We start from the raw sequence: 20717 nt of genomic DNA on the forward strand, positions 1-20717 counted from the left end.
TTGACCTCAACCAATGTTGAGGTCGTAGCAGCATGTCGGTCAAGAGGAGACGGGCATGACTGACACGGACGACGGTGCGAGAACGGATAAGGAGACATTCGTGTCGTGGGGGGAGTTTCTTGGGAGCCCTTATGCCGCGTCGTTGACACTGGTTTGCGTAGCCGTCTGGCTGCATGCGGCCGACAGCCTGATCGTCGCCACCATGCTCCCATCCATCGTCGCCGAGATCGGCGGGGCCGCCCTCGTGGGCTGGTCCGTCTCGCTCTACGAGATCGGGTCGATCGTCGCGGGAGCGGCCAGCGCACTGTTGACCATGCGCGCCGGCCTGCGCGCGCCGATGAGCATGGCTGCCGTCCTGTTCGGGGTCGGCTGTGTCGTCAGCGCCGTCAGCCCGACGATGCCCTTGCTTCTGACTGGCCGCGCCTTGCAAGGTCTGGGCGGCGGCGGTTTGGTGGCAATGAGTTTCGTCGCGGTCGGCCTGATCTTCCCGCGCCGCTATGTTGTGCGCGCGATGGCGGCCGTGTCGGCCCTGTGGGGCGTTTCGGCCTTCGCCGGGCCGCTGGTCGGCGGCGTCTTCGTGGAATATGCGACATGGCGGTGGGGCTTCGCCTTCTTTGCCTGTCAGGCGTTCGCTCTCGCCCTCTGGATCGTCTTTCGACGAGACACGGGCGCGACACGATCCATCGGCGGTTCCCCCGCGTTTCCTGTCGGCCGTCTGGCCCTGTTGTGTCTCGCCGTCGTTCTGGTCGCTTTCGGTGGCGTCGAGGTGTCGATCCTGCGCACGGTTCCCTCCGTTGCCGCCGGACTGGCCTGCCTGATCGTGTTTCTGTGGCTGGACGTGCGCGCTGGCGAAAACCGGCTCCTTCCGCGTCGTCCGTTCGATCCACGGCGGCCGGCTGGCGCCGCGCTGCTCATGATCCTGTCCATGTCGATGGCAACCATCGCCGTCACTGCATTCGGGCCGTTGCTGGCAACCGCGATCCACGGGGTATCCGCGCTGACGGCCGGCTACATCGTCGCCTGTTCGTCGATCGGCTGGACGATCATGGCGGTTCTGGTCAGCGGATTGCCCGAGCGGTTGGACCGGATGATGATCGGCCTCGGCATGACGGTCGTGAGCCTCAGCATCCTCGGCTTTCTGCATGCCGTTCCCAACGGCCCCGTCTGGCTGATCGCCCTCTTCTCGGCCATGGAAGGTGGCGGTTTCGGGATGGCGTGGACCTTCATTCTGCGGCGAACGATCGCGCTCGCCGATGCCGACGAGGTTCAGCGTGTTTCGGGAGCGATCCCCACGATACAGAGGCTCGGCTATGCCCTCGGCGCAGCCTATGTCGGGATCGTGGCCAATGCTTCGGGCCTGCTGTCCATGGAGTCGGCCGCGGACGCAGCAACCGTTGCCCGATGGGTCTTTGCCTCATGCGTGCCCTTCGCCGCCATCGGACTGGTGGCCATGAGCGCAATGATGCGCGATCCGTTGCGACCACCGCGGCCGTAGCCGCGATGGTCGCAACGGCGGCCTCAAGCCGGATGGTCCGCGTCCGATGCCGCTACAGTGGCTGCGCCATCCCCTCCAGCCAGGCCCGGTCCTCGTCCCCCAGCATAGGCCCGATCTCGGCCACCACCCGCGCGTGGTAGGCGTCGACCCAGGCGCGCTCTTCGGCGGTCAGCATCTCCGTCACGATCAGCCGCCGGTCGAAGGGGGCGAGCGTCAGGGTCTCGAAGCCGTGCATGGGCTTGTCGCCGCCGGGGATCGTCTGCGGCTCGGTGACGACGATCAGGTTTTCCAGCCGGATGCCGTAGTGGCCGGCCTTGTAGTAGCCGGGCTCGTTGGAGAGGATCATGCCGGGCAGCAGCTTTTCCGTGCCGGTCTTGGCGATCCGCTGCGGCCCCTCGTGGACGGAGAGGTAGGAGCCGACCCCGTGGCCGGTGCCGTGGCCATAGTCGAGCCCGGCCTTCCACAGCGCCATCCGCGCCACGGCGTCGATGTCGGCGCCGCGCGTGCCTGCGGGAAAGCGCAGGAGCGAGATGCCGATCATGCCCTTCAGCACCAGCGTGTAGCGCTCGCGCATTTCCGCGCTCGGGATGCCGATCGGCACCGTGCGGGTGATGTCGGTGGTGCCGTCCTGGAATTGCGCGCCGGAATCGACCAGGAACAACTCGCCGTCGCCCAGCACGCGATTGGTCGCGGTCGTCACCCGGTAGTGGATGATCGCGCCGTTCGGGCCGGCGCCCGAGATCGTGTCGAAGGAGATGTCGCGCAAGGGCATCTGCGCTTCCTCGCCGGCTTTGCGGCGGGCATTCTCGAGCGCTGTCACCGCGCCGATCTCGTCCACCGAACCGGGACGCTGGCGGTCGAGCCAGGCGAGATAGCGCGTCACCGCGACGCCGTCGCGGCGGTGCGCCGCCCGCGTGCCGGCAAGTTCGGCCGCGTTCTTCGTCGCGCGCGGCAGCCGCACCGGATCGGGCATCGACACGATGATCCCGCCGTTCTCGTCGACCAGCATCCGCAGCTTTTCGGCCGCGAGCGCGGTATCGAGACCGACCCTTGCGCCCGATGCCGCCAGCCGGACAATCTCGTCCTCGAGCGCCGATGGTGGCATCAACTCGGCGAGCTGGGTGAGATAGGCCTGCGTGCGCATCGGCAGCTTGCGCTCGTCCATGAACAGCAGGGGCAGACCTTCGGCGCGCAGGATGGCGAAGCCGAGCGCCAGCGGCGTGTGCGGGACGTCGTTGCCGCGGATGTTGAAGGCCCAGGCGAGCGACGCGGGGTCGGTGAGGACGCAGCAATCGGCGTCCGCCTTGGCGACGGATTCCGCGAGGTCGGCGAGCTTCTCCATCGCCAGCCGGCCGGCGAAATGCTCTGGATGGATGTCGACGGGCTCGATCGGCGGCGACGGCTGGTCGTCCCAGACGGCGTCGACGGCGTTGCGGTCGAGCGCGACGAGTCGGCCGCCGCTGGCCTCGACCGCGCTCTTCAGCGCCGCGGCGTCGCCGATCGTATGCAGCCAGGGATCGAACCCGATGGAAAGGCCCTCGGGAAGGCTCTCGCGGATGAAGGCGGGCGGCGGCGTTTCGATCAGGCTCTCGCCTGTGAAGATCGCAGGATCGGCCTGCTGCGCGGCCTGCAGCGTGTAACGTCCGTCGACGAAGAGGTGGGCCCGATCGGCCAGGATCAGCGCGACGCCGGCCGAACCGGTAAAACCGGTAATCCATTGCAGCCGTTCGGCGCGAGCCGGCACGTATTCGCCCTGGTGCTCGTCTGCACGCGGCACGAGAAAGCCATCGAGACCTTGGCCGGCAAGCCAGGCGCGCAGGCGCGCGACGCGAGGGCCGGATAGCGAGGGATCGGAAACGGTGTCGAAGCTCTGGAACATGAAAAGTCCGTCTGGTGGGAGGTCGTGCGACCCTAGTGGATTTTCTCCACGGGTTGAACCGCTTGCGAGCACGCCTGTCACCCGAAACGATCGACGACGGGCTTGCTGCGACGCACAAGATCGTTTCGCATATGCGAAGAGCGCATGGGTGGCATGCGGCATCGGCTCTGGTGGAAAAGGTCAGCCACGCTTACCTTTCAACCCAGTGGAGGACACATCAACTCCAGCCACGAAGGACATTCGACATGGCCACCAAGAACGGATTTTTCCGCAATGCGGTCGACGCGCTCGTCGAAGCCCGGCAGCGCCAGGTGAGCCGCTACGTCAACGGCGCGCTCCTCATGCTCGACGACGAGACGCTGAAGTCGCACGGCTATGACCGCGCAGACCTCAAGAAGCGCGGCGGCGCCTACTACATGTTCTGATCGCGTTGCGCGGGCCTCGCGCCCGGCGCATGGATCGAAGGCGGCTTCTTCCTGTCGGAAGGGCCGCCTTTCTCTTTATGAGGGCGGGGGGAGGGACGCTCAGCGCGTCCTCTCGAAATGGATCGTCACCCAGTCGCCGCGCGTCAGCGTCGAGACGTGGCGGAAGCGCTGGCCGGCATAGGCTGCCACCACCGCGTTTCGTTGGCGCACCAGGATGCCCGACAGGATGAGCGAACCGCCCGGCGCCAGGTGCAAGGCCATCTGCGGGGCAAGCTTCATCAGCGGCCGGGCCAGGATGTTGGCGACGATCAGATCGTAGGGAGCGCCGGCTGCGATCTCCAGATGGCCAAAGCCGGTGGCGGTGACGCAGCGCACATAGGCGCCGACACCGTTGAGCCTGGCGTTCTCGCGGGCAACGCCCACCGCGATCGGGTCGATGTCGGTTGCGAGCACGGGGATGCGTGCGAGTTTCGCGATTGCGATCGCGAGCACGGCGCTGCCGGTGCCGAGGTCGAGCACGCGGCGCGGACGCCGGTTGCGCACGATCCGCTCGATCGTTTCGAGGCAGCCGGCCGTCGTGCCGTGATGGCCGGTGCCGAAGGCGAGTCCGGCCTCGATCTCGATGGCGAGATCGTTTGCCCGCACCTTGTCGCGATCATGGCTGCCATGGACGAGGAAACGGCCGGCCCGCACCGGTTTCAACCCCTCCAGCGAGGTCGTGACCCAATCCGTTTCGGGCAGGATCTCGCGCACGAAACGCCCCTCGATGCCTTCATCGGCGAGCAGCTGTGCCAGTCGCCCCGCCTCGGCCTCGCCCGCGCCGTCGACATAGAGGTCGACGGTCTCGATGCCCTGCGCGGGTCCCTTGTCCTCGTCGATGTCGGTCAGCGCAACGGGCCAGCCATCCTCCTCGAACGCCGCCTCGACGAGTTCGTAGATGCGGCGGGCCAGTGCGCGCGGCGCGGTAAAGGAGAACTTGGTCTGCGGCACGGGAAGCGTCTCCGGGGCTGTCTTGCCGGCGCGGGGAGGGCGGCCGGGCGCTCTTCCTGCCTTAGGCCTGCGGGCGGGGCAAGCCCCGACGCAGGCTCAGCCCTCGGCGGCGAGCCGCTTCAGCTTCGCGACCGCCGTATCGGGATTCTCACCATAGGCGATGGTGCCGAAGAAGTCGCCGTCGCGGCCCAGAAGCAGGATGGAAGCGGTGTGATCCATGGTGTAGTCGTCGCCGTCGAGCGGCACCTTCTTCCAGTAGATGCCGAAGGATTTTGCCATGGCCTCCACCTTGGCGGTTTCGCCGGTGATGCCGGTGATGCGGTTGGAGACGTTGGAAACGTAGGTGCCCATGATCTCGGGCGTGTCGCGCTCGGGATCGACGGAGACGAAATAGGCGCGGATGTCCTCGCCTTCGCTCCCCAACTGCTTGAGCCAGCCGTCGAGTTCGAACAGCGTGGTGGGGCAGACCTCCGGACAATGGGTGAAGCCGAAGAACACGGCGGTCGGCTGGCCCCGGAAGGCGGCCTCGGTGATCGGCTGGCCGGTCTGGTCGACGAGCGTGAAAGCATCGCCGAAGGCCTCGCCCGAATGCGTCGTGCGATACCAGTCGAAGGTGAGCCAGCCGACGGCGCCGGCCATCAGGAGCACGATGCCGACCAGGATTCCACGCATCATTTGCAGTCTCTTGTTGTCGGGTGCGGGCGCCTATGTCCGGGGAACATGTGTCAGAAGCACCAGGAAAGCCCGCTTTCGGCGAGCGCCATGAACATCGCCGGCCCGTGCGCGCCCCAGGCCGCGAAAGCCACGCCGGTGGCGGCGGCAAGCCCCGCAAAGGCTGCGGCGGACAGGAGGGCGGGGCGGGCGGGCATCCGGATCGAACTCTCTCGCAGGTCGTGTCGTCGAGGCAGCATATAGGCGCTTCGGCCCCTGCGTGCAAAGGCGGCCGGTTGTCGCTGCCGGGTCAATCTTGCGCGAGGGCTCGCGAAGGCCCATTTGCGGGGCGACACCAGGAGACACACGACCATGATCCGCACACGCCTTGCCGCGGCTGTACTCGCCGGGCTCGCCGCCTTTCCGGTTGCCGCGCACGCCGACAAGGTGGGCGAGGTCGGGGTCGACTGGCTGGGCAACGACATCATCATCGAGGCCATCACCGATCCGGAGGTCGAAGGCGTGACCTGCCACGTCGCCTATTTCGAGCGCGGCGTGATCGACCGCCTGCAGAAGGGCAACTGGTTCGAGGACCCGTCGAATTCCTCCATCGCCTGCCGTCAGACCGGGCCGATCAAGATCGGCGACATCGACCTGTCGAAGGATGGCGAAGAGGTGTTCAAGCAAGGCATCAGCCTGATCTGGAAGAAGCAGGTGGTGAACCGCATCTACGACGCCAGGAACGAGACCCTGATCTATCTCGCGCATTCGCGCCAGGTGCAGGACGGCTCGGCCAAGATGTCGATCTCGACCGTGCCGCTCTACGGCCAGCAGGTGGAGTGGACGAAGGCCAAGCCGTAGGAAAACCGCCCTGGCGGCCTGCAAAAGGCGCTTCTCTGCGCTCCGATGCTCACGGACCCGAATGTCCGCTCCGCTTCGGTGCTCGACAATCGCCATTTTCGGCACGCCACGGCAATTTTCCGGGTGGCGTGGGCAAACGCACCCGCTTGCCGCGGCATGAGCCGCCCGCTACAGGCTCGGGCATGGCCGAGGATCTCCGCTTTACCGACGACGAGCCGCGCATCCACCCGACGGCAGAGCTGAAGGGCTGCCGGCTCGGCCGCCACGTCACCGTTGCCGAGCGCGTCATCCTGCGCGAGGTGACGGTGGGCGACTATTCCTATTTCGAGCGCCACGCCGAGGGTATCTACGCGCGAATCGGAAAATTCTGCTCGATCGCCGCCAACAGCCGCATCAACGCGCTGGAGCACCCGCTGGAGCGGGTGACGACGCACAAGGTGAGCTACCGTCCGAACGAATATTTCCGCTATCTCGGCGTCGACCCAGGGTTCCGAGAGCGCCGGCAGGCGAAGGCCGTGACGATCGGACACGACGTGTGGATCGGCCACGGCGCGGTGATCCTGCCCGGCGTCACGATCGGCAGCGGCGCCGTGGTCGGCGCCAATGCGGTGGTGACGAAGGATGTCAACGCCTACGCGATCGTCGCCGGCGCGCCGGCCCGCCTGCTGCGCCCGCGCTTTCCCGCCGACATCGCTGCCCGGCTGGAGCGGCTGGCCTGGTGGGACTGGCCGAAGGAGACTCTCTTCGAGGCCGTGCCCGAAATGCAGACGCTGGAGATCGGTGCGTTCCTCGACAAGTGGGAGGCGGCCGCCCTCAGCCGATGAGGCCGACCACGTCGGCCGTGCGGCGCACGTCGCCGAAGGTAGCGGCGACGTTGACCAGCGCCGCGACGTGCTCCTCGTCGGTCACGGCAGCGTTGGCGTCCTCGACGAAGACGACCCGGTAGCCGATCATCATCGCGTCGCGCGCGGTGCTCTCGCAGCAGCGGTTGGTCAGCGTACCGCAGATGATGATGTGGTCGATGCCGCGCGAGCGCAGCACCATGTCGAGCGTCGACGCACCCTGGATGAAGCAGGAGAAGCGGTTCTTCGACACGTGCAGGTCGCCCGGTTCGACCGCGAGACCGTCGGCCAGACCGTGCCAGGGCGAGTTGTCGCCGAGCGCCGCCAGGAGCCGGGCGCCGCTCTCTTGCGTGTTGAAAAGCTCGAAGAACACCGGCCAGGGATGCGCGCCGGTCTCGTCGGTGAGCGTCGTCCTGATCCACACCACCGGCGCGCCGGCCGCGCGGCACGTGGCGGCGAGCCGGTTGATGTTGCCGATGATCCCGCGCGCGAGCGGCACCTCTACCGGCGCGCCCTCGGCCACGAAGGCCTTCTGCATGTCGACGACGACGAGCGCGGTGCGGGCGGGGTCGAGCCGGTCGAAGATCTCGAAGCGGCCGCGCCGGCGGGCGATCTTGTCACGGAAATGGTCGGGGATGGTGACGCTGTGCATGGTGACAGGCATGGCATGCACGACGGGGCAGGGCAAGCGCGGCGGCAGGTCATGCGGGGACGCGCCGTGCAATGGTGACTTTACCGCCCGGCTCATCAGGCGTGGATGGAATTCATGGAAGACGTTGAAATCGCTGGGGTGAGGCAGGGGTTTGTCAACGCGGTGACGCATCGCCCCCTCCGCGTCGTCATCCCCGGTCGACCGGAGCGAAGCGCAGGGAGAGCCGGGGATCCATGCCTCTTCCGTGGTGAGGGATGACCCGGTGCGGAAGGGACACCCTTCCGCCGGCGTCTCGCAGGGCATGGAGGGCGAGGCATGTGTCCCATGGTCTGCGCCTCCGCTGCGCTGCGTCTCCACCATGGGATGACGACGCCGAAAGCCCTGCGTGTGCCCGGCGGGCCCGCCCTGTCAACGAACGAGGGGCCTTGCGGCCCCTCGTGAAAACCGGATCGTCCTTGTGGCGTCAGTCGAGCACCGCGCCCCAGGCGGCTGCGCGATAAGGCATCGTGGGGGTCTGGAAGGCGTTGAACGTGTCCTTGGCCGTGCCGGCACCGCCGAGGGCAATCGCCAGACCGAGGCGGAAGGCATGCTCGTTGCCGTCGTCCTCGGTGTTGGCGGTGTAGTCGCGATAGTCGTACGACGCGGTCGCGAAGATCGGAAGGTCGGAAGACACCTTGAACGCGCCCTTGATGCCGACATTCCAGAAATGGCCGGAGCCATCATCGTCCTCGAAGCCCTCATTGGCATGGCCATACCCGCCAGCCACGGCAAGCGCGACGCCGTCGCTGAAGCCATGGATCACGCTGCCGCCGATGAAATAGCCGGTAAAGCCGTTGTCGTCGTCATCGACACGAATGTCGGCCCAGCCGGCATGGCCCGTCAGCGTGGTGTCGGCCGTGAAGGCATGCGTCAGCAGCACGCCGCCCGTCCATCCGAAGCTCTGATCCTCGGCTTCGTCATACTGGCTTGGCGTTCCGAAGCTGCCGAACGCACCGATGGTGCTGTGTCCGAGCCGCACGTTCAGGCTCGATCCCGCCACGGCCACGAGGTTCGGCGCATTCTCGTCCCATTCCTCGTCGTCTGACAGGTGCAGCAATTCGAACTGCAGGTCGGAACTCCAGATAAGACGCGGCGTGACATCGACATTGGCGAAGGCGGAGGCGTATCCGCCCCAAAGCGTGTCGGTGACATCGTCATCGGTATTTGAGAACCGCAGCGCGCTGCCGCCGATTTCGAATGCGCCCTTGATGCGGCTCTCGACGACCGGCGCGCTGATGATGGCGTCGGCGGCGACCGCCGCTGTGGCGCTGACCAGCAGTGCAAGCATGGAAACGGTATACTTCATGGCAACCCCCTCGAATCTCATCGCAAGATGATAATGGTAGGTGGCCCGACAGCACAACACGATACGGGTGTAGAGGAGATGGTTTGTAGGCAAATGTTGCTTTGCTGCAACAGTACCTCGGCTCGTCATTGCCGCTCTCCTCGGCGGTTCGGAGCGCGGCGGAGTGAGAGCTGGGGGCTGGGCTCAATGGCGGTGACGGCTGACGCCGCGCAAGGGCGGGACTGCTTCTTCCCGCCGCCTAGTATGACGCAGACGGCGAGGCACGGATCCCGGGTCTTCGCCTCCGCTTCGCTCCGGCTCCGCCCGGGATGACGAAGGGGGGTGGGGAATGGCGCGCGAGGGTGGAGCGTGTCCTTCCTCCGTCGGGGGTAGAAGATGCGCGCTTGGTTGCCTTCGTCTTCCTTGGCCGACCGGAGCAGAGCGCAGGGCGAGCCGGGGTTCAGGTCTCGATGGTGGTGACGGGCGGGACGGGGATGGATGTCGCGTCGTTGTGACTGGTGGGCGTCCTGCACCGTCTCGCGTGGCCGCACTGGCGAGGCATGGATCCCATGGTCTGCGCCTCCGCTGCGCTCCGGCTCCGCCCGGGATGACGAAGGGGGGTGGGGAAGACCGCGAGGGCCAGGGAGACCGATGGTTGGCCATTTTCGCCGCCATGCGGTTCGGCTACGCTCTTCCCATGACCGGGTATGTCTATATGACCGCGAGCCAAAAGGGCGGCACGATCTACATCGGCGTCACGAACGATCTCGCTCGCCGCATTCCCGAGCACAAGTCCGGCGCGGGCTCGCGGTTCACGGGCCGATACGGCGTGACGCGGCTCGTCTGGTACGAGGAGCATTTCGACATCCGCGACGCCATCCTGCGCGAGAAGACGTTGAAACGCTGGCGCCGGAAATGGAAGGTGGCGCTGATCGAAAGCATGAACCCGGGCTGGGAAGAACTCTTGCGGGGCACCGGGTGGTAGACCCCTCGGCGATCGCGGTTTTCGCGCCGTTCCCTCCGCTTCGTCATCCTCGGCCGACCGGAGCGCAGCGCAGGGAGAGCCGGGGATCCATGCCTCGATGGTGGTGACGGACGACGCGGCGCGGGAAGGGTGCCCTTCGCCCGCTGAACTGCGTGACGCAGACGGCGAGGCATGGATCCCGGGTCTGCGCCTCCGCTGCGCTCCGGCTCCGCCCGGGATGACGAAGGGGGTGTCAGCTAGTGGCAAGTCACCTCCGATCCGTCAACGCGGCTGAGTCCCTGAGCAAAAACTATACAATCATCCCCCGTCCACATACAAATTGGTACCCAGAAGTAGCAACGTAGTCTCCGGGGGCTCCGAAATGAGATGGACGAAACGAAGACAGCACTCGCGTTGTGTCAATGGGCGTACTGTGACAGTTTCGGAGTGTTGGATTCCCAGGGAGGACAAGAAATCGACCGATGGCGTCAGGGTGAAATCATCTTCTTGCCCCCATTGCAGTGCAACAATTCAAAGCATGAAAATGCCGAATGGTGGATGGGCGCATTTCGAAAGTGGCGACGGACTGAAAGCTGTGAAACATCCCTGCTTCAATCGGGGTGATCGGCTTTCGAAAAGGCGAGATAACGATACTCCCGATTTGTTCGTGTCGGAGGGATTGTAATGGCGCGCCTCATCAATCTCCACGCCCGCCCCCCTCACACCCTCTCCACGAACCCGTCCAGCACGCGTTTCTGTCCCGCCTTGTCGAAGTCGATGGTCAGCTTGTTGCCTTCGATGGCGGCGATGTTGCCATTGCCGAACTTGAGGTGGAAGACGCGGTCGCCGACGGCGAAGGGGGAGGGGGTGTCGGAGACGGATTTGGCGACGAGTTCGCCCTCGATGACGCGGCCCTTGACCGAGCCGCGCCCGGCGCCGTAGCCCGAGTCGGTCTCCCCATAGCCGATACGCTCGACGGCGTGGCCGGAGCGGTTGCCCCAGTTGCGGTCGGTGGCCTCGGTGCGGTTCTTCTGCGCCCGCGCCCAGCCGGGCGTGGCGTAGGTGTTGGAGAAGGCGCCGCCGCCCTGGCTCCCTGAACCGCCGCGCCCGCCCGCTTGTCCGCCAGACGCGCCGCCCTGGCCGCCCGAGGCGCCGCCGCCCAGGCTGTCGAAGCGCGAGGCGCCGTAGGGGTTGCGCCGGCCGGCATTGCCGTCGGAAAAGCCGCTGCGCCCGCCATAGCCGCCGCCCGAGCCGTAGCCGCCATAGGACTGGCCGGCGTCGGCCACCTCGACATGCGCCTCGGGCAGTTCGTCGAGGAAGCGCGAGGGGATGGTGGATTGCCAAAGCCCGTGGATGCGGCGGTTGGACACGAACCAGATGTGCAGGGTGCGCTTGGCGCGGGTGACGCCGACATAGGCCAGCCGCCGCTCCTCCTCCAGCCCCGAACGGCCGCCCTCGTCGAGCGCGCGCTGGTGCGGGAACAGGCCTTCCTCCCAGCCGGGCAGGAAGACGGTGTCGAACTCCAGGCCCTTGGCCGAATGCAGCGTCATGATGGAGACGGCGTCGGTCGCCTCGGTCTGCTCGGTGTCCATCACCAGCGCGACGTGCTCGAGGAATCCGCGCAGGCTCTCGTAGCCGTCCATGGAGCGGATCAGTTCCTTCAGGTTTTCCAGCCGGCCCGGCGCCTCGGCCGACTTGTCGGCCTTCCACATGTCGGTGTAGCCGCTCTCCTCGAGAATGGTCTCGGCGAGCTCGGTGTGCGGCGTGTCGTCGAGCGCCTCCTGCCAGCGCAGGAACGAGGCGGCGAGTTCGCGCAACGCGGAGCGCGGCTTCGGCTTCATCTCGTCGCTCTCGGCCAGCTTTCGCGCCGCCTCCAGCATCGGGATTCCGAGCGCGCGGGCGGCGTCGTGCACCTGTCGCACGGCCGCGTCGCCCAGCCCGCGCTTGGGCACGTTGACGATGCGCTCGAAGGCGAGGTCGTCGGTGGGATTGGCCACGACGCGCAGATAGGCCATGGCGTCGCGGATCTCCTGGCGCTCGTAGAAGCGCGGGCCGCCGATGACGCGGTAGGCGAGGCCGAGCGTGACGAAGCGCTCCTCGAACTCGCGCATCTGGAACGAGGCGCGGACGAGAATGGCGACGTCGTTGAGCGCGCCGCCCTTGCGCTCGATCTGCTCGAGCTCCTCGCCGACGGCGCGCGCCTCCTCCTCCGAATCCCAGGCGGCGTGCACCTGCACCTTCGCGTCTTCGGGATCGGAGATTTCGGTGAACAGCGTCTTGCCGAGGCGACCCTCGTTGTGGGCGATGAGATGCGAGGCGGCGCCGAGAATGTGTGCGGTGGAACGGTAGTTGCGCTCCAGCCGCACGACGATGGCGCCGGGAAAATCCTTGTCGAAGCGCAGGATGTTGTCGACCTCGGCGCCGCGCCAGCCATAGATGGACTGGTCGTCGTCGCCGACGCAGCAGATGTTGACCTTGTTTTCGCTCACGCTGTCGCCGCTTCGCGGCTCGCTCCGCGAGGGCGCGCCATCGGGCGCGACGGCCGGTCGGCCTTGCGAACCTTCGGTTCGTGACGTGGCCTGGGTCTGGCCGATCTCCCCCCTTGAGGGGGAGATGTCCGGCAGGACAGAGGGGGGTGCCTCGCGCCCGACCTTCGGTCGCTGCGCCAGGAGCCGCAGCCACATGTACTGCGCCGTATTCGTGTCCTGGTACTCGTCGACGAGGATGTATCTGAACCGGCGGTGATAGTCGGCGAGCACGTCGGGATTGTCGCGCAGCAGCCGGATCGGATGGCAGAGCAGGTCGCCGAAATCGCAGGCGTTGAGCGTTTTCAGCCGCTCCTGGTAGGCGGCATAGAGCTCGCGGCCGCGGCCATTGGCGAAGGCGCGCGCGTCGCCCTCGGGAATGTCCTTCGGCGCCAGCCCCTTGTTCTTCCAGCCATCGATCATCTGCGCGAACTGACGCGCCGGCCAGCGCTTGTCGTCCAGCCCCTCGGCCTGGATGATCTGCTTGATCAGGCGGATGACGTCGTCGGTGTCGAGGATAGTGAAATCGGAGCGCAGCCCGGCGAGCTCGGCGTGGCGGCGCAGGATCTTGACGCCGATCGAGTGGAAGGTGCCGAGCCAGGGCATCCCCTCGACACTGGCCTCGCCGACCAGAACGCCGATGCGGTGCTTCATCTCGCGCGCCGCCTTGTTGGTGAAGGTGACGGCGAGGATCTGCGAGGGAAAGGCGCGCCCGGTGGCCAGGATGTGGGCGATGCGGGTGGTGAGCACGCGCGTCTTGCCCGTGCCGGCGCCCGCCAGCACCAGCACCGGACCCTCGGTGGTCTCGACCGCCAGCCGCTGCTCGGGGTTGAGGCCGGAGAGATAGTCCGGCGCCTTGGTCTGGCGCGCGGCCATGGCGCGCGCGGCGATGCCGAGCCCGCCCGAAGCGGGGGCGGCAGGGCGGGGCGGTTCGTCCTCGTCGAAGAACGGCATATCGGGAAAGTCGGACATGCTCCGGAATGTAGTGATTCGCCCGGCAAAGGCCAGCGAGTGTGTCCGTTTTGTTCCGGCTTCGCCGCCAGACGGCGCGACGTTGACGGTTTGCTGCCGCCTGTTCTATCTTTTCGATCAGGCTGGCGCGGCCCGCAGCCCGCACCCCGAAGGGGGATGGCGAACGCGCAGAACCATTCTTCAACCGGTCTCTTCCTCGGCGGACGACACCGGCAACGCGGGCGCCGGAGACTGTTCCGCCGCACAGGCAAGGATCGGAATTCCCATGCGGACATACCTGGACGCCAAGGCGATGGCGAAATCGCTGCGCGAGGCCATGCGCGAGACGGGCGTCGACGTCTCCCATTCGGCCGTGCTGGAACTGGTGGCGCGACAATTCGGCCTGCCGAACTGGAACGTGCTTTCGGCGCGGATCGAGGGCGAAAACGCGGCTGACGTCAAAGCGGCGGCCGCAGGCGCGGCGGCCTTCGGCTTCGAACCGCCGGTGCCGATCGTGCGCATATTCGACGAGGCGAAGGCGCGCGAATTCTACTGCGGCTTCATGGGCTTTCGCGTGGACTGGGAGCATCGCTTCGGCGACGATTTCCCGCTGTACTGTCAAGTCTCGCGGGCAAACGTGAAGCTGCATCTGTCCGAACATGCCGGCGATGCGACGCCGGGCGGCAACATGGTCGTCTTCATGACAGGGCTGGCCGCCTTCAACGCCGAACTGAAGGCGAAGAACTATCGCTACATGAAGCCCGGCATCCAAGCGCAGGACTGGGGCGACGAGATGCAGGTGACCGATCCCTTCAACAACCGGATGCGCTTCATCGAGCGCAGGGCGGTGTGAAGCCGGCGGGCAGGCCCTTGATCCGGGCTCGCTCGATGCCGATGTGCAAGAAAGCCGGGCGCCCTTCGCGCCGCCGGCAACGGGAGGCAGCATGGCCAGACGCGGATCTTCGTTCGGTTTTCTGGGACGGTTCGGACGGTCGGCGGACTTGCGCCAGCTCGACGACGCGCTGCGCGCCTTCGACCTGCATCCGGCCCGCGTTCCGGAGGGCGCCAAGCTCGCGCTCGTCAACCTGATGAAGGATCACGATCCATCCGGCGAGCCGCCCGAACACGCCTACCCGTTCACCGCCTGGCTGTTTTCCTACTGCGCGCTCGGCCGCGAGGCTTGCGTGGCGGCCAATGGCGAGGAGCCGGCGGACGCGGCAGAACGGCGGCTGGAGGCGGCGATCGAGGCGGGCGAGGGCTTCGACGCCGACGTGGTGCTGCTCACGCTCCATGCGAGGCTGATCCATCCGAAGATGGTGGAGCGTTTCGGCCTGGAAGCGGGCGAGGCTTGAACGCCACTCGATGAGGGGGCGCATGCGGTCGATGGCCGGCCCGTCCGGTCCCACCCGCGCTCGGAATTGACGCAGCGCAATGAATGTATGAGCGTTGCATGGAATACGAAACGGACGAAGGCCCGCGTGAGGGATGGGAATGTCCGCAGTCAAGAAATACCAGGAAGACGAATTGCCGTTGGAGCCGCCGGTCGACGGGTACGACCTGTGGCGCGCGCGGCGCGACCTCGAGCGCTACATCTTCGAGCGCCGGATCGACGACGGAGCGATTGCGCCCGAACTCCTGCGCGTGCGCGACTTCCTGCGAGACCTGTCCGACAAGGGTTGAACGGTCGCGGCTTGCGTCGCGGCCATGCCCGGGCAAGGATGCGCCGGACACAAGCACGCGGGAGAACGCCATGTCGCTGAAGGGAAAGACCCTTTTCATTTCCGGGGGTTCGCGGGGCATCGGGCTCGCGATCGCGCTGCGCGCGGCGCGCGACGGCGCCAACGTCACGATCGCGGCCAAGACCGCCGAGCCGCATCCGAAACTTCCCGGTACGATCCATACCGCCGCAGCACTGATCGAAGAGGCCGGCGGCAAGGCGCTGCCGGTGCTGTGCGACATCCGCAGCGAGGAAATGGTCGAGATCGCGGTGAAGGCGACGGTCGACGCTTTCGGTGGCATCGACATCTGCATCAACAATGCCAGCGCCATCCAGCTGACCGGAACGCTGGACACCGACATGAAGCGCTACGACCTGATGCACCAGATCAACACGCGCGGCACGTTTCTCGTTTCGAAGACCTGCATTCCACATCTGAAGAAGGCGGACAATCCGCACATCCTCAACCTGGCGCCGCCCCTGGACATGAACCCGAAATGGTTCAGGAACCACGTCGCCTACACGATGGCGAAGTTCGGCATGTCGATGTGCACGCTGGGCATGAGCGCCGAGTTCGCCCGCGACGGCATCGCGGTGAACTCGCTCTGGCCGCTGACGGCGATCGACACGGCCGCCGTGCGCAACCTGCTCGGCGGGGAGGCCGTGGCGTCGATTAGCCGGCTGCCCGACATCATGGCCGATGCGGCTCATGCGATTCTCAAGCGTCCGTCGCGCGACTGCACCGGGAACTTCTTCATCGACGAACTGGTGCTGCGCGAAGAAGGCGTGACCGACTTTTCCGGCTACGCGCCCGACGCCACCGGATCGCTGGCCGCGGACTTCTTCGTGCCGGACGAGGTGTTCGCCAGGACCGACACGAAGCTCGCCGGCATGCCGAACTGAGGGTTCGACGCAAGGACCGGCGAACGGTCGTCGAAGGGCAGGTGTTCGAAGGGACTGGCGCCGAGGGGGCGCCAGTCGTGGTCAGAAACGCAGGATGAAGCGCGCCTCGCCGCCATTGTCGGTCGAATTCTCGCCGAAGGCGCCGCGATAGTCGACCGAGAGGGAGCTGGAGGCCGAAAAGTCCACCGCCACGCCCGCGCCGACCACGGCCAGGTTCTTCGACAATGGCGCGCCCTCGACGGCGAAGGCAGAACCGCCGGCAAAGCTCGCCGTCGACATGGGGGTGAGGTCGCCGAAACCGTGGCGCCAGCCCAGCATCCCGTTCAGCCGCGCGCCCGTGCCCATCGAAGGCAGGAGGACGGAGCTGCGGATGCCGAGCGTGGAATAGGCGACGTCCGTCTCGCTGCCTGCGATCGACAGGGCGGCAAGCCCGCCGGTCTCCTGATAGCCGTCGATGCTGAGCCGAACGTAGTCGATGCCGGCGAAGGGCTCGACCTGGAGCGTGCGCGTGCCGAAGGCCAGCACATAGTCCTGGCTGATCTCGCCGAAGAGCTGCAGCGAGCCGCCGGCGGTCGAGCCGGAGAGCGCTTCCGTGAAGTTCCCGATCGTGGCGATGCGGGCCGTGTCGATGTCGTGCCACGCATAGCCCGCGCCGCCGCGCAGCGTCAGCCGATCGAAACGCAGGCCGCCATAGACGCCGACCTCCCAGCTGTCGGCCGAGGAGCTCGATGCGCGGCCGTCGACGTCATAGTCGGCGGAGTGGTACGCGGCGAGGACACCGACGCGGGCGTTCTCGCTCGGGGCGAAATCGATCCCGACCGCGCCGCCGACCGAGCTGCGGTCGATCGCGGCCGTGTTGGCCGAACCGTCCAGGCTGCCACGCGCGCCGTCGAAGGAGGTCCAAAGTGCGTAACGCTGTCCTGCCGGTCCGGCGGCGAGTTCGGGCGCCGGGCCGTAGCTCGACACCAGGATGCTGCCGGTGCTGCCGCCGGCATCGTGGCCGAACGCCTGCGAGATCCGCTGCTGCGCGGCGTTGCTGAAGAACTGAGACGAAAGAACGAGGCCGCCCTGCGTGGCCGCCGCGACTTCGCCCGACAGGCTGTCGTAGCTCGCACGCGCGCCGTCGGCGCCGAGCATCAGCACCCGCTGCAGCAATTCGCTGTCGGTGCCGAGCGATTCCAGGCCGGCGGCGGCTGCTGCCTGGTTGGGCGTGGCGGCCACGTCGGCCAGCGCCACGCCGTTGCGCGCGATCGTCAGCCGAACGTCGTTGCCCACATAGTCGAGATCGGCATCGACGAAGGCCGAGAGCGGTGCAATCGGATCGAAGGCGCCGCTCCTTCCCTCGTCGGCGGTCAGGATCGTGTAGGTCCGATCACCCGCGAACCGTTCGCCGAACGGAATCAACTCGACGCTGCCCGCGAGACTGGCTTCGCCGGTCACGTGGAGCAGGCTCGCATGCGCGCTCGCGGGGTCGAACTGGACGCCCAGGACCGCCTCGGCGGTCATCGTGAGATGGCCGTCGATGGTGAGCGTGCCGATCCCGCCGACATTGCCGGCCGCGATGCCACCGGCCCGCACCGTGACGTTTCCGCCGATCGTCCCGTCGCCCGAAAGGAGCGCGACGACGTCCGGCGTCGGGCCGCCCGTTTCGCCAACTTCGACGGAAGCGGTTCCGTCACCCAGCGTGCCGTCGACGACGAGAATGCCGCCCTTCAGCGTCACAGTCCCTGCGAAGCCGCTGCTGTTGCCGGTGAGCCGTGTCAGGCCGTCGAGATGGAGGATCGCGCCGTTGCCTTCGACCACCGGCGCGAACGTATAGTCGATCAAATCGCCGGTTCCGGCGTCGGTGATCGAATGGTTGAAGACGATCTCGCCGCCGCCCGCGCCGATGACGACCTTCGACGTCTCGACGGTGCCGGCCGCTGCCGAGGCCGAGCCTTGCGCCGCGCCGATGTTGAGGACGCCGTAGCCCTGGCTGTCATAACCGATGCGCAGTTCGTTGTCGGCCCGGACGATACCACCGTCGGAGACCGTGACCGTACCCGATCCGTTGTAGCCGGCATAGACGTTTCCGAGCGTGCCGGCCGTCGGATTGGCCTTGGCCCAGAGCAGCGAGCCGGGGCCCGTGACCGTGATGACGCCCTGAGAGTTCGGGTCCATGCCCGCGCCGACCGTACCGGCGATGGTGACCTGGGCGCCGTCCGACACGAGGAGGACGCCGTTGCCGTTCATCGGTCCTTCGTCCCGGCTGCCGTTCTGCCCGCCGACGTAGAGGCGCACGTCGCCCTCCACGATGGTTCCCGCGCCCGTGACCGTCATCGTGGTGAGGTTGCTCCCGCCGGAGCCGACATAGATGCCGTTGGCGAAGAGATAGGCGCCGTCCGATACGAGGACCGTCCCGCCCTCGGGGCTGAGCCAGGCGCGATCGTCCTCGGCGGTCTTGGAACCGATGGTGACCGAGGTGTCTTCGCCGGTGATGGTGATCTCGGCGCCAGCCCCGGTATAGATGCCGGTTTTGACGATGGAAGCGCTCGCGCCGTTCGAGATCGTGAGCGAACCGGTTGAGCCGGCCGTCCGCGCGATGTCGACGCCGCCGGTGTTGGTCCAGGTGGTGCCGGGGCCGGTGACGGTCAGCGAGCCGTGGCCGCCTTCGCCCGTCTGCCAGTTCCCGGTGGAGAGGGCGAGCCTGCGCGCGACGAGGGAGGCCCCGTCGGAGACCGCAATGCTGCCTTCGCCGCCGTCGAGACCGACGGTGAGTTCACCCGTGCTGGTCCAGATCGAGCCGGTCCCGCTGATCGTGACCGAGCCAGCACCGCCCTCCGGCCCGCCGACCGTGGCGTTCTCGCTGGTCAGGCTGCCGCCGTTGGTGATGGCCAGTGCCGCCGCCGCGTCGCTGCCGATGCTGGCCGATCCGACCGCGATCGTGCCTTCCAGGACGAGCGTGCCCTCGTTTACGGCGAGGCTGTCGGTCAGGCTCGAGCCGCTGCCGGTGACGGTCCACATGCCGCTGCCGGACTTGGCGAGCTTCGAGAAGCCCTGGAACTGGCCCGACGCATGGACCGTGCCGAGATCGAAGGCGCCGGTCGCATTGCCGGTGAGTTCCAGCGTGTTGCTGCTGGAGACGTTTAGCACCTTGCCGACCAGGGACGCCGTGTCGGCGAGGATGAGCCGGTTGTTGCCCGAACCCATGCTGATGGCGGTCCCGGAGGCGGAGGACGCTGCGATGGTGCCAGTGTTGACGATCGTCGTGTCGCCATTCCCGGTATAGACCGCCGTATCTCCGGTGGTCTCGATGGTGCCGGTGTTCTCGAGCAGGTTGGTCGTCCCGTCGAGCCAGACCGCGTAGGACGCAGCCGTGACCGTGCCGCTGTTGGTGACGGAGATGTCGCCGTCGATGGCGTCGACCGTCGCGGAGGTGAGGTCGCCCGACAGGCCACTGTCGACGTAGATGCCGGTAAGGCCGGTGAGCAAACCGGCATTGACGATGGTGACGTTGCCTTCGGGCGTCGCGGCACGGATGGCGCTGTCGCGGTTGGCGGTAACGATGCCGGTGGCCTCGTTGGTGATGACGATGTCGCCGGACGTATTCGCGGTCGCGACCAGGCCGCCATAGCCGACCGGCGCGCGAATCAGGGCGCGGGCGGCGTCGTAGGACGCATCGCCCGTCGCGGTGACGGTGCCGCTGTTGGTCACCGTCGCCGTGCCGTTGCTGGTGGCGGCGTAGACGGCGTTGTCGGTGTTGGAGGTGACGGAACCGCTGTTGGTGACGGTGGCGTCGCCGTCGGCCGACCAGGCGATCAGGCCCTGGAACAGCGTCGACCCAACCGTGCCGTCGTTCGTGATGCTGGCGAGACCGTTGTAGGCAATGACTCGAATGCCCGCCGTGGTGGCCTGAACGGTTCCCGTGTTGGTGTTGGACACAGAGACCGTGGCCGGATCCGTGCCGTTGTAATTGCCGTCGGCATAGATGCCGCGCCCGCCAATCGACGTCACGGAGCCGCTGTTGGTGATGGTCACGCCGCCGAGATTGGTGACGCCGCTGAGCACCGCCTTGTTCGAATCGTCGAAGGTGCCCGTCAGCGTACCGGCGTTGTCGATTTCGATGGTGCCGGCGTAGTCGTTCAGCACCCAGATCGTGCCGAAACCGCCCGAACCGGAATTGGCCACGACGTCGGCGCCGATGTTCACGGTCGCGTTGACGGTCACGGCGACGGGCTGGGGCGGATTGTCGGGCGTCGTCCCGAACTGCATCACCAATCCGCTGTAGTCGGGATTGTCGATGAGGGTGGACCCGGTCAGCGTGACGGACTGGTCATAGACGCCGGGCGTCTGGGGCGACGCATAGATCACCGAGATCGTCTGGACGCCGTCGACCGTCAGCGAGCCGGCGCCAGGCGTCATGGTGACATTGACGCTCGTCGGGTCGCAGGACACGAGGCTGGTGGTTCCGTCGACGGTGCAGGCCGCGAGCGCCGGCCGGGTTACAAGGCCCCCAAGTCCTGCCAGGCAGAGTGCCGCGAGGCAGACACTGGTCCGCA

17 protein-coding genes are annotated in these 20717 nt (G+C 67.0%); 9 read left to right on the forward strand and 8 right to left on the reverse strand.

Annotation, left to right across the window (positions count from 1 at the left end; translation table 11 throughout):
* The first annotated feature begins 55 nt into the window (after positions 1–55).
* Positions 56–1495, forward strand: coding sequence for an MFS transporter (locus EJC49_RS10630; RefSeq protein ID WP_126699903.1), 1440 nt, complete (start codon positions 56–58; stop codon positions 1493–1495).
* 52 nt (positions 1496–1547) lie between these two features.
* Here EJC49_RS10630 and EJC49_RS10635 read toward each other — a convergent pair whose 3' ends face one another.
* A complete protein-coding gene (locus EJC49_RS10635; protein WP_126699904.1) occupies positions 1548–3374 on the reverse strand; it encodes an aminopeptidase P family protein in 1827 nt (608 codons plus the stop codon).
* A gap of 245 nt (positions 3375–3619) precedes the next feature.
* Between EJC49_RS10635 and EJC49_RS10640 the strand changes: the two genes are divergently transcribed.
* The gene (locus EJC49_RS10640) at positions 3620–3799 is read left to right on the forward strand and encodes a hypothetical protein (protein WP_126699905.1); all 180 of its coding nucleotides are present in this window, start codon (positions 3620–3622) and stop codon (positions 3797–3799) included.
* Positions 3800–3898: 99 nt separating this feature from the next.
* Here EJC49_RS10640 and EJC49_RS10645 read toward each other — a convergent pair whose 3' ends face one another.
* The 3 genes from EJC49_RS10645 to EJC49_RS25620 all read right to left on the reverse strand — a co-directional run bounded on the left by EJC49_RS10645 (position 3899) and on the right by EJC49_RS25620 (position 5658).
* Complete coding sequence (locus EJC49_RS10645; protein WP_126699906.1) at positions 3899–4789, reverse strand: 50S ribosomal protein L11 methyltransferase; 891 nt, start codon at positions 4787–4789, stop codon at positions 3899–3901.
* A gap of 96 nt (positions 4790–4885) precedes the next feature.
* Positions 4886–5464: an SCO family protein gene (locus tag EJC49_RS10650; protein WP_126699907.1), complete on the reverse strand. Its 579-nt coding sequence runs from the start codon at positions 5462–5464 to the stop codon at positions 4886–4888.
* Between the two features lie 50 nt (positions 5465–5514).
* Positions 5515–5658: a hypothetical protein gene (locus EJC49_RS25620; protein ID WP_170314676.1), complete on the reverse strand. Its 144-nt coding sequence runs from the start codon at positions 5656–5658 to the stop codon at positions 5515–5517.
* A gap of 154 nt (positions 5659–5812) precedes the next feature.
* Here EJC49_RS25620 and EJC49_RS10655 point away from each other — a divergent pair, with 154 nt between their 5' ends.
* Both EJC49_RS10655 and EJC49_RS10660 read left to right on the forward strand, forming a co-directional pair.
* Positions 5813–6301: a CreA family protein gene (locus tag EJC49_RS10655; protein ID WP_126699908.1), complete on the forward strand. Its 489-nt coding sequence runs from the start codon at positions 5813–5815 to the stop codon at positions 6299–6301.
* 182 nt (positions 6302–6483) lie between these two features.
* Positions 6484–7125, forward strand: coding sequence for a DapH/DapD/GlmU-related protein (locus EJC49_RS10660; protein ID WP_126699909.1), 642 nt, complete (start codon positions 6484–6486; stop codon positions 7123–7125).
* Here EJC49_RS10660 and EJC49_RS10665 read toward each other — a convergent pair.
* Positions 7115–7807, reverse strand: a complete 693-nt coding sequence (locus EJC49_RS10665) for an isochorismatase family protein (RefSeq protein ID WP_170314677.1) — start codon at positions 7805–7807, stop codon at positions 7115–7117. The two genes, EJC49_RS10660 and EJC49_RS10665, sit on opposite strands and share 11 nt — an antisense overlap.
* 451 nt (positions 7808–8258) lie before the next feature.
* Positions 8259–9140, reverse strand: a complete 882-nt coding sequence (locus EJC49_RS10670; protein WP_126699911.1) for a hypothetical protein — start codon at positions 9138–9140, stop codon at positions 8259–8261.
* Positions 9141–9816: 676 nt separating this feature from the next.
* Here EJC49_RS10670 and EJC49_RS10675 point away from each other — a divergent pair.
* Positions 9817–10104, forward strand: coding sequence for a GIY-YIG nuclease family protein (locus tag EJC49_RS10675; RefSeq protein ID WP_126699987.1), 288 nt, complete (start codon positions 9817–9819; stop codon positions 10102–10104).
* 698 nt (positions 10105–10802) lie between these two features.
* On the opposite strand, the gene EJC49_RS10680 is transcribed toward EJC49_RS10675, so the two are convergent.
* On the reverse strand, positions 10803–13580 hold the full coding sequence (locus EJC49_RS10680) for an ATP-dependent helicase (protein ID WP_126699912.1): 2778 nt from the start codon (positions 13578–13580) through the stop codon (positions 10803–10805).
* Positions 13581–13845: 265 nt separating this feature from the next.
* Between EJC49_RS10680 and EJC49_RS10685 the strand changes: the two genes are divergently transcribed.
* The 4 genes from EJC49_RS10685 to EJC49_RS10700 all read left to right on the forward strand — a co-directional run bounded on the left by EJC49_RS10685 (position 13846) and on the right by EJC49_RS10700 (position 16179).
* Positions 13846–14412 (forward strand): glyoxalase superfamily protein, encoded by a 567-nt coding sequence (locus EJC49_RS10685; RefSeq protein WP_126699913.1) that lies wholly within the window; start codon positions 13846–13848, stop codon positions 14410–14412.
* 91 nt (positions 14413–14503) lie between these two features.
* The gene (locus EJC49_RS10690; protein WP_126699914.1) at positions 14504–14911 is read left to right on the forward strand and encodes a hypothetical protein; all 408 of its coding nucleotides are present in this window, start codon (positions 14504–14506) and stop codon (positions 14909–14911) included.
* 139 nt (positions 14912–15050) lie between these two features.
* Entirely contained in the window at positions 15051–15239 is a 189-nt protein-coding gene (locus tag EJC49_RS10695; RefSeq protein ID WP_126699915.1) for a hypothetical protein, read from the forward strand.
* 70 nt (positions 15240–15309) lie between these two features.
* A complete protein-coding gene (locus EJC49_RS10700) occupies positions 15310–16179 on the forward strand; it encodes an SDR family oxidoreductase (RefSeq protein WP_126699916.1) in 870 nt (289 codons plus the stop codon).
* Between the two features lie 81 nt (positions 16180–16260).
* On the opposite strand, the gene EJC49_RS10705 is transcribed toward EJC49_RS10700, so the two are convergent.
* Entirely contained in the window at positions 16261–20580 is a 4320-nt protein-coding gene (locus EJC49_RS10705; RefSeq protein WP_126699917.1) for an autotransporter domain-containing protein, read from the reverse strand.
* Between the last annotated feature and the right edge of the window lie 137 nt (positions 20581–20717).

Origin of the sequence: Aquibium carbonis (assembly GCF_003970795.1) — a bacterium.
Taxonomy (GTDB): Bacteria; Pseudomonadota; Alphaproteobacteria; order Rhizobiales; family Rhizobiaceae; genus Aquibium; species Aquibium carbonis.